This window comes from Scytonema hofmannii PCC 7110 (assembly GCF_000346485.2).
In the GTDB taxonomy this organism is placed as follows: Bacteria; Cyanobacteriota; Cyanobacteriia; order Cyanobacteriales; family Nostocaceae; genus Scytonema; species Scytonema hofmannii.
Genome location: NZ_KQ976354.1, coordinates 3,312,200 through 3,325,407, shown reverse-complemented (window position 1 = coordinate 3,325,407; position 13,208 = coordinate 3,312,200). Strand labels below are relative to the sequence as shown.

Here is a 13,208-nt window from a genome sequence, read left to right as displayed (position 1 = left end):
CACCGAAAGTCCGCCCTGTTTAACACATTTGCTGTTTAGCTGTTGCTCAACAAATTTAACGCTAATTTAGTAATTTTGACGGCAAATTTATAAGATTTATGTATGGGCGATCGCTTCAAGGATGTCATACCGTTGTCAATCGGTTACACTTACACAGAGAACTTTTGTTCTCATTTTCATCTGAGATTTTGCTATTGACGCTCGTACGTACTGCTTGTTAAACCAGTTGTGCGGTTGAGCAAGTAGTACGTATTGTAAAGGAGATAGTCCCGATTAGAGCGACCTATGAATATCTTTGACTTTCGACACAAGCTAATTAAGGACTATTCATCCTACGTCACTAGCTTTATTCACATAAAAGACAAAAGAATTGTACAGTACGTTCGAGATAACTTTAGCCAAGGAACTCTTTGGCCCGAACCACTCATTCAACTGAATCCTGCTTTTGAACCAGGCGGATGGATTGACGAGCTCGTCGAGCAAGGTATATTACATAGCGAGTGTTCCCGTATTTTCCGGGTTAAAAAAGACGAACAACAAGAGAACGGTCAACCCTTATGCTTGCACAAACACCAAGCTGATGCAATTGGCATTGCTCGAGACGGATATAACTATGTTCTCACCACAGGAACTGGCTCTGGAAAAAGTCTTTCCTATATTATTCCCATTGTCGATCGCGTTCTCAAACTAGGTTCCGTTCAAGGAATTCAAGCGATCGTTGTTTACCCAATGAATGCCCTAGCCAACAGTCAAGCAAAAGAACTAGAAAAGTTTTTGTGTCGCGGCTACCCTGAAAATCAACAACCAGTCACTTTCGCCCGCTACACCGGACAAGAAAATGACCAAGAAAGATAAAAAGATTCAAACAAATCCACCAGATATCTTACTCACTAACTATGTCATGTTAGAACTCCTCCTAACACGACCGGGAGAAAAGGATTTAATTCATGCAGCCCAAGGATTGCACTTTCTAGTCTTAGACGAACTGCATACCTACCGAGGTCGCCAAGGCGCAGATGTAGCTATGTTGGTGCGGCGGGTGAGAGAACGTTTAGCAGGAGAAAATTTTCAGTGTGTTGGTACATCAGCAACTTTGGCAAGTGCAGGGACTTATCAACAACAACAATTTGAAGTTGCTCGTGTTGCTTCTCAACTTTTTGGGACAGTGGTCTATCCAGAACACGTTATCGGAGAAACCCTACGACGCAATACTCCTCATAAAAATTTACAAAACTCCAATTTTATTCAAGAACTGACTCAACGGATTTTTACACCAACAGTAACCTCTTCTCAAGATTACCAAAGTTTTGTCACAGATCCCTTGTCCATCTGGATTGAGAGTACTTTTGGAGTCAGAACTGAATCAAACAGTTCTCGCCTAGTTCGCGCCCAACCCCGTAGTTTGTCAGGAAAAGAAGGTGCAGCACGGGATTTAAGCCAGTTAACAGGGATAGAAGAGCATCGCTGTGTAGAAGTTTTACAAGCAGGGTTGTTAGGGGGATATGACTACACTCGAAAGTGAGGTAAGCGGACTCAGAGAGTATTTTTAAAGGTAGATGTTCATCAGATAGAAAATTAGTACCCAAACGAATTAATAACTGCTGTCGCGCCACAGAGATTGCTGGTAGCAATAGTTCTTGAAATGGTTGAAATGCTAAAGGTTTCTGCAGATTTATCGTAGTCAATGATGGAGGATGAAAATGAGAAGCGGTTTCAATCATCGCCCTCAAAGTCTCAGCCCAAACTGGTAAAACTTGGCTATCCACTACAGGGAGCGATCACAAAGCCTGTTGTGCTTGCTCAATATCTAACCCATCCCAAAGTAGGCGCTTCTGGAATTTTTCCCAGTTTCCGTGAGCACTGACCTTACACCAGCGTTGAAGACGCGATATTAGCTGTTGTTCGCTATCAGTAACTTGTAACTGTTTGCCCAGACGTTCAGATAAATAGCTAGCTTGAGCAATAATGTGCGTTAAGTCAGATGTTTTAACTTTCATTTCAACCTTGATGAGCTTCTCTTGGAGCTTGCCAAATTTTAATAGTTTTGTCCTTACTAACAGATGCAAGGATTTGTCCGTCGTGGCTAAAACTAATATCTATCACTGTATTTTCATGCCCCTCTAAAGTTTGAGTCCAAGTGCCATCGCGTTTCCAAAGTTTGATGGTTTTGTCAGAGCTAGCAGAAGCAATAATTTGATTGTTTGGACTAATGCTTACCCCATCAACAAACACATAACACACATGAATTTCATGTAGTAATAGAAATCATCATCGCATAACTAGTTCAAAAAATCTTTCTCCAAGGAGTTTTTTTTTTTAAATCCCTCTAATGGTAGATAACAAAATTAGTTACTTTAAATATCCAATTTAAATATATAGATGTTAAAAAAAGCAACATATGCAGTTTTTAGGCAAATTCGCAATAAAACTTTGAATAATAGCCCTAATGCCCGATTTTTCCTGTTCTCCCACTTCCTCACCTCAAGCCAATCGCTTGCGTCCAATGCCACATATAAGTCATCTACACCAACTACAACCAAAACATAGTCAATTGCAAAGTTTTTTTAAAAGGCGATGGCATTTCCTCTGTTCTCTTAACTTTTCTTGACATAGCTCATTTCTTTTTGTCCGACCACTTACCAGCAGGTTGGTATCCTAATGAACAATGACCAAGCGTACTTGTTATAGTGTTTAAGTCAGTGCGAACAATTCAAGAGGGAAAAACTTTTTGGTTTACTGTTTATATCGCAATGCTAGATGAAGTAAAGGAGGAATATGCAGAAAACTATACTCAACAAGAAGAGCAACAATGACTGAGGAAATTAAAATACAAGCAAGTAGCGGTAATGTATTTGCCGATTTGAGTTTAGAGAACCCTGACGAATTGCTGGTAAAAGCCGAACTTGTACGTAAAATTTGCAACATTATTTCCACGCAACACATGACACAAGCTGAAGCAGCAGAACTTTTAGTAATTGATCGATCCAAGGTATCTGCTTTGATGACAGGAAAATTATCCAGCTTTTCTACTGTAAACCTATTTCAATTCTTAAATGCACTAGGTCAAGATGTGGAGATTGTAATCACAAGCAAACCTCAATCTGACTCACAAGCTCGAACACGAGTTGTTTCCAAGTAGTCTTAAATACTTAACCATAACTGAATTTAATTGAGCATAGCATCATAATCCTCATGAGAACCAATCCAAAACCAGTAATAATCATCACCTTTTTTTAATGCCAATGCTCGGTAACCTCCTGCAATGCGAGCAGACCAAAGATTTTTACCAACCTTCTTAAAATGGAGAGATGGGTGTGAGGGATTATTTTTCCATAGCTGGTATGCTTTTTGAGCCTGCTCTTTCATCTCGGAAGACAAAGCAGCATATGCTTGCCAAAAATCAGGTGTCGTTAAGGACTTCATCAAGATCTCTCACGTTATTAGCTGCAATGTCAGCTTCTGCTTTACCAATCAGGTTGTTTAATTTACCAGATTTTAAATCTACTTCTATTTGCCGATCCCATGCTTCATCTAAGTATGTCTGAATCCACATGGCAAGTTGGCGAATTTCGTTTTCTGGAAGTTGTTTAATTGCTGTTTCGATTTCTATCAAAGAGGACATAAAGAAAATACGTTTTTTTTGAAAGTACTTCTATGGCTTGTTTACAATACAGAGCCATCTGTTGCTTGCCTACCACGTTAATCTTTCGCCACATTAATACTTATGTGCTTCTGCATAAATTCTTAATGCTGCAGCTATCCGTTTCTCATAATCTTCTCCTTGCGCTTGAAACCATGCCAGGGTTTCTGCATCAATTGGAACTAGAATACTAGGTGATGAGACTGGTTTGCGCCAATGTGACTTGCTAAAAAAGTCTTCTGTCAGTGGTGGAATATCGGAGGTATCAATTTCATCTTCTGTTAGTGCGTCAACCTTATCCCAGTTCGTTCTTGAGGTATTGTTCATAGCGTTTTCTTTCATAAGGTAAAGCCTTTCGGAGTGAGATAATGCGAACAGTTTGTTCGTCTGGTTCGGTGTAAACGACCACCACTACTCGACCATCTAGCATTCCAATTCCAATCCAACGGTCTTCTCCATAATCCTCGCGCTCATCTAAACTAATCCGAAGTGGAAAATTAAAAATTCTTGGAGCATCTGCGAAATCTAATCCATGCTTGATAATGTTAGCTTCGTTTTTATTTTTATCCCATTCAAAGTTCATAATTTCATAGTACCCCATTTCCCACACTCTTTAACATGTCAATGAATTTTCAGTGGTTGGAGATTTTGAACTTGCGATCGCCATAATAATACTTCTATTGTATGATCGGCACGCTCATCTAATTTTGAACATTTTTGGTTACCCCAATCCAATTTGGGTACAAATTCATATTTATCAAAATTTTTATGCGGTTTTCAAGGGAACTTCAATTTCTTCTGCTCTCCAAGCTGCATAAGCAAGTGCTTCATATATATCTGCTTCTTCTAGGTATGGATATGCTTTGAGAATATCACTGAAAGAATGTCTAGATGCGATTAAGCCGACAATAGTACCAACAGTGACGCGCATTCCTCGGATACAGGGTTTGCCACTCATAACTGCTGAGTTGTGAGTAATTCTACTGAGGTTGTGCATAGTTGTAGTGTTTGTAGTCATTTTACATCTAATAACAGTATTAAAGAATAATATAGTATGTAAGGCTTGATGTAGCTCCTATATGTGAAGATGCTATCAACTTGAGCACTTTCTCTGCATCCTCAAATAACTTCTGAGAAGTACGGCTACGACGGCTTATAGATCGTAATGATGAACCAGCTATTGTTTGTGGACTGAGGTAATCAATAAAAATACCTGTATCAATATAAACCTTCACACCTTAGTTCCAAGTTGAGAGAGCAGTTGTTCGGGAGTAACTATCTGAGGTTTGCTGGTTGGCAATGACCTGAGTGCGCGATCGTAAGTGACTAAATAATCACAATCGGCAGCACTACTAAGAATCAAAATATCATTTGAATGGGCTAAAAGATTGCGAAGAGTGTTTGCTTGTTGAAGATATTCCTCAGCCCTCTCAAGATTGAGGGGTAACATACTGACTTCTGCTTGAAGGTTGTCTAATATTTCAGGATATTTATGAGTTTCTGCCAGAAAAAAAAGCTCTTGAAGCACTATAGGATTAATTGCAAAGCGCACTCTCTTGAGAACTTCATTGGAAAAGATCTGGGAAATAGGCGGCTCACCACGTAGATAAGCCGCTAAAACATTTGTATCTAAGAAAACACAGAGCCGACCATTAGACTGCTGTTGCACTTTTACGTCTCTTATAAAGCTAGTACTTTGTAATCGTATTCTCTTTCAATTCTATATCCCGTACAAAGGAGTTGGAGAGTTTCAACTGAGATCTGCCGTTATGCAAAGTGCAAAGCTATTGCTTCATCAACCCAAGTTAGAAGGCTTTAACGCGCTCCATGAGGGAGTATCCCAATTTGGAAAAAACACCTGGCGATGTTCGTAATCGCGGCTATACAAGCTAAGTCCGCCTGCGCGGACTAATACGAAGTCCACGTAGGTGAACTTTGTTTGTATAGCCCTAGAATTCCATTCTGAGGGCAAATTGCCAAAACGGGATGCTCCCCTCCATGACTCCCACCGTGTTAGCCTTGGAGAAAGTCAGTCAAAATCAGAAATGTTAAATTTTGAAGAAAGTATAAACACCATCCTATGAAGTGGGCGGGCGAGGACGCCCACCCTACATGATGAAGAAATTTCTTGGAAGGTACAATCTGTTCCTATGCGAAAAATACTATTATTCAATAATTCCAATCAATATTTGCATTAAAACATCTAAATCATCAGGCACGCGATACAAAGTAATGTCTTGAGTAATATGAAGAGGCTGTTGTTCTAATAAACCAAAACGCCAAGTATCACCTACTGTAACTGCACCATAAAGAATATCTTGTTCTTCTGCTATTGCCAAAGCGATTAACTCTGCTGATAGTTGAGTAAATCCTCTTGACAAATCGTCGTTTTTAGCCTCAACTACCAGAAAATTTTTATTTCTTTCTTCTGTGTTCGTATTTCGCAGTAAGTAATCTAGATTACCTTTGAGTTGAGAACTTACCTGGAGAGGATATTCTAAACGCATTTGACACTTACAAAAACGCGCTAGTTCCGAAAGTACTGGTGCTACCATAATTTCTCGACGTGCAGTTTCGCTTGATAAAGTTACTAATGGTAACAACTCCTCGATTTGCTGACGTAATTCAGGTAAACGTTGTGGTACACGTTGAGAAGAGGGTAAGGTCATACGCGCACGTGAAAAGCTATAACCCAATTCAGCTAAAATATCTTCTGTTTCATAAGGTAACTCGAAGTAAGAACGAAAAGTGTAACTAGTTCCTTCTTGCAAAATTTTTGGTTTAGACATAATAAATTCGACATACAGCTAATAAGAAAGCGTCCTAACTGTTCTATGCAGTCAAGCCTACTTAGCTTAATTATAGGTATGTAACCATCCTGCAACACTAAACCTCTATGTTAATCTTGGAGAAAGTAGGTCAATACTGGTTCTCGTATAGCTTAATATATGAAAACAATTCTTGTTCAAATTCTATGAGCACTAATATCTTACATCCTTGGCAGCAAGAAGCAGTGATTTTCTACAGCAAACGCATACTCTCCTGATTGCGGTCAGGCTGCTAGGTTTTCCCAATGAACGCAGATTAATCAATCATGATGGTGTTGACGGGTTTCTGACCTCAGAAAAATTAATTGGTGAATTAAACAGAAGTTGTCCGGAACAAAAAGTTGGCTTGTTGAATCTGCTACTACAGATTCTTGTAAACATAGATATACAAAAACTCAGACAAACATCAAAACCTCAACTGAAAACTAGGATTTGATGATATCGCAATAGTGTCTACCTAAATAAACCACATTTATTATAAGGGCGCAAGGCATTGCGCCCCTACTTGTCTTACTTACAAAGTTTCTTCTCCATCACCAGGTAAAGCACTCAGTTCTTGCCAAGTTTTGAGACCAACAACTCCATCTGCAGATAGTCCTCTGCTTTTTTGAAAATCTTTCACAGCTGCTTCTGTTGATTGACCGAAAAGACCATCAACTTTTAGAGATAACCGAGGAACGCTGATACTTTGAAACATTAACAATCGTTGCAAAATTTGGACTGCTACGCCAGAACTACCATTTTTTAGAGTTGGAAGAGTTGTTTGTATTATATTGTTCATTTGTTGTAGAGAAGTATTTATTGAGTTTGACAATAATTGACTTCTGTCGATTTACATTCAATTCCAGAAATAAAATGAAGGATTCCCCATTAGGGTACTCAGTCAATACACTCAAGAGAGGGTTTAAAGAATTTGATTCCATTTCTCAAACTCTAATATGAAGACAGTCATAACATACAATCGTTTCCCAATCTCCATGTTAATCTTAGAGAAAGTGGGTTAACACTGGCTCTTTTGTATTTTATTTTATGAAAACAATTCTTGTTCAAATTCCATTTGCACTGATGCTGGTAAGTGTCAGTTTTTCACAACCAGCTTATACTCAAACTCCTATATCAAAAACGTCTAAACTATCTCAAGAAGTTGCGATGCTGCGACAAAAAGGTCAAACTGGATTGGAAATATTTCTCAAATCCCATGCCAATGAATTAAATTCTGCTAACGTGCAAATCCGTCAAGCTTTAGATTCCCTTTGTCAGCAAAGAGATTGTTATGCTTCTCAGCTTTACTGGTACACCGATCTAGAAAAAGCGAAAGCAGCTGCAACAGCTAGCGGTAAACCAATTTTATCTTTGCGGTTGCTAGGCAATTTGGAGACAGATCTCAGTTGCGCTAACAGCAGGTTTTTCAGAGTCGCATTATATCCAAACGCAGAAATTTCTAAGCTATTAAGAGAAAACTTTATCCTTCATTGGCAATCAGTTCGTCCCGTACCAAAAGTAACGATTGATTTTGGTGATGGGCGCAAACTAGAACGTACAATTACAGGTAATAGCATTCATTACATTTTAGATAGTTCGGGTCGTCCCATTGATGCAATTCCAGGACTATACGGACCAAAAGCTTTTCTCGATCGCCTACAGCAAGGGGAAGTAGCAGCAAAGGAATACAGCAAACGTAATGGTTCGCAACGTGAAGCTTTTTTACGACAATACCATAGCGATCGCCTCAATACTCTTCAAAACCAATGGACAGCAGATTTATCGAAACTGGGTATCCAGTCTCCACCTCGGCTAGTCGCATCTCCCAACAATGAGAGCGCAACTCCTAGTGCTACAGTAGCAGGTGCAGTGGCCGTTTCAAAAATGAGAGTGGAAAGCCCAATACTCAACAATCTCCAGCCGCAAAGCACAGAAAATCCAAACACTCCTTTAGAAATTACAGACCAAGCAACTTGGAGCAGAATTGCCCAACTCTATGCAGAGTCTGCCAAACTGGATAAAAACAGCATTGCCTTAATCGGTGATAAAAAGTTTCAGTCTGCCAAAAATCCACAGGATATATCAAAACTGATTCGGAATTTTGAAGCAGCGATGGCTCTCGATACAGTGAGAAACGAATATATATTGCACAGACAAATTCATCAATGGTTTGTACGGGGTAACCAAACAAGCTATGTGGATGCATTGAATGAAAAAGTTTATGCCGAACTGTTTCTGACTCCCAGTAACGATCCTTGGTTGGGACTAGCCCCCACCGACATTTACAGTGCGATCGATAATGAGGGTATCCGGTGAATCATGTTCGATCTTTGGCACAGTAGGGCGGGGACGAACTTCTCTAGAAGAAAAGAGTAAAATTTTTGAGGAGAAAACACGTTCATCGAAACAGTCTTCATCAACACAAAAACTGACTTTGGTATAGAAATGTTAAAATGATGCTCACAGCACAGTGACTCAAAGCAAACCATCACTGAAGACCACCATCAAAAGCATGAAGCATCTGTCGGACTACAACTTCTTTGACCCTGAACTGCTTGTGTGCCCTTATGAATTCTACAAACTGGCACGGGAGCAAGCACCAATTATGGAGTTACCCAGTCCCAGGACTGACGCCAAGCTCTTTCTCGTTACCCGCTATGATTTGGTAATAGAAATTCTGAAGGATACAAAAGTATTCTCTAGCAATTTCTCTACTTTACTGGCGGGCAAAGAAGAAATTGACGATGAGTTGCAGAAAATCTATGCTCAAGGCTGGCCTCAGATGAACACCCTGCTGACGGCAGATCCGCCAGAACACGAGCGATTTCGATCTCTTGTGAATAAAGCATTCACCTCGTCGCGTGTCAACAAAATGCATGACTTGATTCAGCAGATTGTTGATGAACTCATTGACAGTTTCATCGCTCAGAGTAAGTGTGAATTCGTCAGTGAGTTTGCCGTACCTCTGCCTATCAAAGTTATTGCTCAGCAGTTAGGTGTGCCGCAAGCAGATCTGCCGCAGTTCAAGCAATGGTCTGATGCTTTTATTGCACGCCTAGGTCACAGACTCACTAGAGAGCAGGAGATCGAGTGTGCTAAAGATGTCATTGCTTTTCAGCACTATTTTCATGATGTCATAGAATCACGCCAAAAACAGCCTCAGGATGATTTGATCTCCGATTTGGTACAGGCAAAGGTGCTTGGAGAGCGATCGCTCAACACTGCCGAGCTGCTGAGTATAATTCAGCAAATACTAGTCGCTGGCAATGAGACGGTTACCAGTGCGATCGCGGGTGGGATGTTGTTGCTGGCAAAGAATCAAGAGCAGATGAAGTTGCTACAAACAGATCTTTCCCAATTAGAGAACTTTGTTGAAGAAGTTCTCCGGATGGAAAGTCCGACAGCTGGAATGTGGCGCGTTGTGACGCAAGATACAAAACTAGGAGACGTCGATCTCAAAGCTGGGTCTTTGGTCATGCTCCGCTTCGACGCGGCTAACCGCGATCCCATAAAATTTCAAGAGGGCGAGCGTTTCGATGTGGATCGCCATAATGCCAGCAACCACCTATCTTTTGGTCATGGCATTCATTTTTGTTTGGGTGCTATGCTTGCGCGTAAGGAAATGCACATCGCCTATGAGCGTTTGCTGTTAAGGCTGAAGAACATCCGCTTGGCACAAGAAAATTACCAGTACTTACCGAACATACTCATGCGGGGACTGAAGCACCTCTATATTGAGTTCGACAAGGTAGCATGAGATGTCCTGCTCAGAAACAGTCGCCAGTTTTTTCAATATCCCTGTAAGCCCAATTCAGGAAATTTTTGACGAAACGCTAACAGAAGCGAACATTAGGCTGTTTATTAAAAGAGATGATTTACTAAATTCCTCAGTATCGGGTAATAAATTCCGGAAGTTGAAATACAATTGTTTGAAGATCAAAGAGTTAGGATTTCCACGGCTTGTGACATTTGGTGGTGCCTTCTCAAATCATATTTATGCCACGGCTGCAGTAGGAAAATATGTTGGGATTGAAACCATTGGTATTATTCGCGGTGAACGTACCCAATCCCTCAACACAACACTGAATTTTGCCGAAAAGTGTGGAATGAAACTGCTTTTTGTCAGTCGCTCTGAGTTTCGGGATGAAAGTTTGGTTCTTAAACAGATAGAAAAAGAATTTGGTACTGTTTATTTTTTGCCATCAGGTGGCTCGAATACTTTAGCATTGCAAGGCTGTAGGGAAATTGTTGAAGAAATTCATTCACAAATGCTATTTCGACCTGATTATTTTTGTACAGCCTGTGGTACGGGTTGCACCTTGGCTGGTATTATTGCGGCTGCAGATTCAGAGCAACATATCATCGGGTTTTCAGCATTAAAAGGAGATTTTTTAAAAAATGACGTACAAAAAATGCTTGACACACAAGAAAATATATGCTGCAAAAATTGGCAAATCAATGATAATTACTGTTTTGGTGGCTATGCCAAGTGGAAACCAGAATTAATTTTATTCATCAATGATTTTAAACGAAAATATTCTATTGCTCTCGATCCAATTTACACTGGAAAAATGGTTTTCGGTATTTTCGATTTGGCAAAAAAAGCATTTTTCCGCCCCAACACTACAATTGTCGCCGTTCATACGGGTGGATTGCAAGGCATTGAAGGTTTTAATCAAGTGAAACTCAAAAATTACAACTTGAGACTCGAATAAAAAAACTAGCTAGAAAAAGGGAGTGGGGAGTAGGGGATATTCCTTTTTCATGTTTGGTTGTAGGATTTTCCCATTGATGACTATACAGTAGTCCCAAAAACTCGGTTGGTTCGCCTGCAAAGCTTCATATCTCGTATGTGTAGAGACTAAGCATGGCTAGTCTCTACAAAGAAATCATGTCGTTCAGTTAGGAATTTCCAAATAAAAATAATGTCTCAAAATTTCTTGTGGTGCGGGCATCTTGCCCGCCATTAATTAAGAGACGGGCTTTGACGCCCATCCCACATTCCGGGGATAATTTATTTTTTGCAGTTCCCTTAGTCTAAATATTATATAGTCTATCTGATGACTAACAACGGTTTCTCATTCACATTACGACATTCTGATAAGTAGCCGTATACCAAAATCCCTAAATTCAACTGCGTACAGGAATTACACCAACAAAAATAATCAGGCTGAATTGCATTCAACTGAACGCGCCCAACATAGTAACTTCCGTCTACAGTATCTCTTGCCATAACGCAAAACCGCTCATACAGCAAACATTGGTCTTCTTGGTTAATCAATTCTGTCTGATCGGAAAAATTATCGGACTGCAAACGATATGCTTGTGAATTCATGGTTAAAGTTGGTAAAAACACAAGTATTAGAAGTAATAGATACAATAATTTACTTTATCAAAAAACTTTTTATACATCATGAGACTTTTCTCATTGTTTTTTCATGTAATCATCCACACCTTAAACTGCACACTAAAACTCGTGAGATATATATTGAAAATAAGAAATAAGTGGATTATTTGTTTCTTTTTCGATTCAATGTTTAAAGATAGTAGGACTTAACGAAAAACCGGGTTTCTTTACCAAAAATTGTCGTTTCAGCCATGTGTCTCTGCCCAGAAACCCGGTTTCTTTCATGTGAGTGCGTAATCCTGGATAGTTCTTTGAGCACTATTGTCATTATGTCCGCTAACACAGAGAAAATCAGCCTCAAAACAATCATCATACTGTTAAAAACTAACTGAGTTTTTTCCATCAGTTTGTTTTCAACCAACTCAAAAGCAGTAGTGAATTTATGCCGTTGTTGATGTTGCTAACAGTCGTGCCAAAACGCGATCGCGCAAAAGTTGCAATGGCTTATCCTTAATCCCAACTGTTAAGTCGAAACAAACCAGTCGAGGAGTTTTCGGGCAATACTGGGCTTGGAAGGGATCTGCGGTAGGTTAGATTTACTAAACCAAGCAGCATCTACTAACTCTTGCGGTTCGATGACGATCTCACCACTTGCATAAGTCGCAGTAAATCCAATCATAAGTGAGTTGGGAAACGGCCAAGGTTGCGAGCCAAAATAGCGAATATCTTTGACCTCAATCCCTACTTCCTCTCGGACTTCTCGCACCACCGTTTCTTCCAACGATTCTCCTGGTTCCACAAATCCAGCCAGTATGCTGTACATACCTGGTGGAAACCGAGGAGCACGAGCTAACAAGACTTCTTCACCTCGCGAGACAAGAACAATCATTGCAGGCGAGAGGCGCGGATAATTGACTAACTCGCACTTAGGACAACGCTTAGCACGCTCATGTGCTAATTGAATTGTAGGCGTCGCGCAATAACCGCAATACTGGTGGGTACGATCCCATTCCATAATCTGAACAGCGCGACCGCATACTGCATACAAGTCCTCATCTAAGCTTCCGTACAATTCCCGCAGTCCCGCTAACCTCAAACCATCAGGGATGATAGAGTCCTTGAGCAGTTCGGCAGAGTAACACCCAATGCCATCAATAGTACCAAGGAATTGCGATCGCAGTGGCTTCAAACCAATTTCTGCTAAACTAGCAAACCTGGGAATGTGGCTAACTGTACCTTCAGAACGGATTAACAACTTGTTGCCAACAAACGCGAACCACAAAGAGGGTTCGGACTCTACTACAGATGGAATAATGCCAGGGATGAAAGTTCGCTGCATATCACTAGAAAGCCATTACTTCGATCCTAACACTGTCAGCAATGTCTGAAAATCGCCAGAACAGCAGTTAGT

19 protein-coding genes are annotated in these 13,208 nt (G+C 40.3%); 7 read left to right on the top strand and 12 right to left on the bottom strand.

The annotated features are described in order from the left end of the window. Nucleotides 1-285 precede the first annotated feature (285 nt). Nucleotides 286-855 (top strand): DEAD/DEAH box helicase, encoded by a 570-nt coding sequence (locus WA1_RS14145; RefSeq protein ID WP_026135137.1) that lies wholly within the window; start codon nt 286-288, stop codon nt 853-855. Continuing rightward, nucleotides 839-1,522, top strand: a complete 684-nt coding sequence (locus WA1_RS14140; RefSeq protein ID WP_026135138.1) for a DEAD/DEAH box helicase — start codon at nt 839-841, stop codon at nt 1,520-1,522. Before WA1_RS14145 ends, WA1_RS14140 begins: the two co-directional genes overlap by 17 nt. A 256-nt stretch (nt 1,523-1,778) precedes the next feature. On the opposite strand, the gene WA1_RS14135 is transcribed toward WA1_RS14140, so the two are convergent. Then, the gene (locus WA1_RS14135; protein WP_017747702.1) at nt 1,779-1,997 is read right to left on the bottom strand and encodes a hypothetical protein; all 219 of its coding nucleotides are present in this window, start codon (nt 1,995-1,997) and stop codon (nt 1,779-1,781) included. Between the two features lies 1 nt (nt 1,998). Continuing rightward, complete coding sequence (locus WA1_RS14130; protein WP_201789093.1) at nt 1,999-2,241, bottom strand: WD40 repeat domain-containing protein; 243 nt, start codon at nt 2,239-2,241, stop codon at nt 1,999-2,001. 568 nt (nt 2,242-2,809) lie between these two features. Between WA1_RS14130 and WA1_RS14125 the strand changes: the two genes are divergently transcribed. Continuing rightward, nucleotides 2,810-3,139 (top strand): helix-turn-helix domain-containing protein, encoded by a 330-nt coding sequence (locus WA1_RS14125; protein ID WP_017747705.1) that lies wholly within the window; start codon nt 2,810-2,812, stop codon nt 3,137-3,139. Nucleotides 3,140-3,165: 26 nt separating this feature from the next. On the opposite strand, the gene WA1_RS14120 is transcribed toward WA1_RS14125, so the two are convergent. The 7 genes from WA1_RS14120 to WA1_RS14090 all read right to left on the bottom strand — a co-directional run bounded on the left by WA1_RS14120 (nt 3,166) and on the right by WA1_RS14090 (nt 6,429). Beyond that, a complete protein-coding gene (locus WA1_RS14120; RefSeq protein WP_017747706.1) occupies nt 3,166-3,423 on the bottom strand; it encodes a type II toxin-antitoxin system RelE family toxin in 258 nt (85 codons plus the stop codon). Next, the gene (locus WA1_RS14115; protein WP_017747707.1) at nt 3,401-3,622 is read right to left on the bottom strand and encodes a hypothetical protein; all 222 of its coding nucleotides are present in this window, start codon (nt 3,620-3,622) and stop codon (nt 3,401-3,403) included. The genes WA1_RS14120 and WA1_RS14115 overlap by 23 nt, the downstream gene beginning before the upstream one ends. 93 nt (nt 3,623-3,715) lie before the next feature. Beyond that, nucleotides 3,716-3,967: a BrnA antitoxin family protein gene (locus tag WA1_RS14110; protein WP_017747708.1), complete on the bottom strand. Its 252-nt coding sequence runs from the start codon at nt 3,965-3,967 to the stop codon at nt 3,716-3,718. After that, complete coding sequence (locus tag WA1_RS14105) at nt 3,936-4,241, bottom strand: BrnT family toxin (protein WP_017747709.1); 306 nt, start codon at nt 4,239-4,241, stop codon at nt 3,936-3,938. Before WA1_RS14105 ends, WA1_RS14110 begins: the two co-directional genes overlap by 32 nt. A gap of 165 nt (nt 4,242-4,406) precedes the next feature. Beyond that, nucleotides 4,407-4,637 (bottom strand): DUF433 domain-containing protein, encoded by a 231-nt coding sequence (locus tag WA1_RS14100; RefSeq protein ID WP_017747710.1) that lies wholly within the window; start codon nt 4,635-4,637, stop codon nt 4,407-4,409. Nucleotides 4,638-4,871: 234 nt separating this feature from the next. Continuing rightward, nucleotides 4,872-5,309 carry a type II toxin-antitoxin system VapC family toxin gene (locus tag WA1_RS14095; protein ID WP_017747711.1) on the bottom strand — a complete coding sequence of 146 codons (438 nt, stop codon included), beginning with the start codon at nt 5,307-5,309 and terminating at the stop codon, nt 4,872-4,874. Between the two features lie 496 nt (nt 5,310-5,805). After that, nucleotides 5,806-6,429 carry a hypothetical protein gene (locus WA1_RS14090; RefSeq protein WP_017747712.1) on the bottom strand — a complete coding sequence of 208 codons (624 nt, stop codon included), beginning with the start codon at nt 6,427-6,429 and terminating at the stop codon, nt 5,806-5,808. Between the two features lie 208 nt (nt 6,430-6,637). Between WA1_RS14090 and WA1_RS56920 the strand changes: the two genes are divergently transcribed. After that, nucleotides 6,638-6,904 carry a hypothetical protein gene (locus WA1_RS56920; RefSeq protein WP_017747713.1) on the top strand — a complete coding sequence of 89 codons (267 nt, stop codon included), beginning with the start codon at nt 6,638-6,640 and terminating at the stop codon, nt 6,902-6,904. 78 nt (nt 6,905-6,982) lie between these two features. Here WA1_RS56920 and WA1_RS14080 read toward each other — a convergent pair whose 3' ends face one another. Next, on the bottom strand, nt 6,983-7,249 hold the full coding sequence (locus WA1_RS14080; protein WP_017747714.1) for a peptidoglycan-binding domain-containing protein: 267 nt from the start codon (nt 7,247-7,249) through the stop codon (nt 6,983-6,985). A 248-nt stretch (nt 7,250-7,497) separates the two neighbouring features. Here WA1_RS14080 and WA1_RS14075 point away from each other — a divergent pair, with 248 nt between their 5' ends. The 3 genes from WA1_RS14075 (at nt 7,498) to WA1_RS14065 (ending at nt 11,165) form a co-directional block, all read left to right on the top strand. Next, complete coding sequence (locus WA1_RS14075) at nt 7,498-8,766, top strand: thioredoxin domain-containing protein (RefSeq protein ID WP_017747715.1); 1,269 nt, start codon at nt 7,498-7,500, stop codon at nt 8,764-8,766. 196 nt (nt 8,767-8,962) lie between these two features. Continuing rightward, nucleotides 8,963-10,207, top strand: a complete 1,245-nt coding sequence (locus WA1_RS14070; protein ID WP_017747716.1) for a cytochrome P450 — start codon at nt 8,963-8,965, stop codon at nt 10,205-10,207. 1 nt (nt 10,208) lies between these two features. After that, nucleotides 10,209-11,165 (top strand): 1-aminocyclopropane-1-carboxylate deaminase/D-cysteine desulfhydrase, encoded by a 957-nt coding sequence (locus WA1_RS14065; RefSeq protein ID WP_017747717.1) that lies wholly within the window; start codon nt 10,209-10,211, stop codon nt 11,163-11,165. 338 nt (nt 11,166-11,503) lie between these two features. Here WA1_RS14065 and WA1_RS14060 read toward each other — a convergent pair whose 3' ends face one another. Further along, entirely contained in the window at nt 11,504-11,785 is a 282-nt protein-coding gene (locus tag WA1_RS14060; protein WP_017747718.1) for a hypothetical protein, read from the bottom strand. A 535-nt stretch (nt 11,786-12,320) separates the two neighbouring features. Further along, nucleotides 12,321-13,136: an NAD(+) diphosphatase gene (gene nudC, locus WA1_RS14055; protein WP_017747721.1), complete on the bottom strand. Its 816-nt coding sequence runs from the start codon at nt 13,134-13,136 to the stop codon at nt 12,321-12,323. Nucleotides 13,137-13,208: the final 72 nt, after the last annotated feature.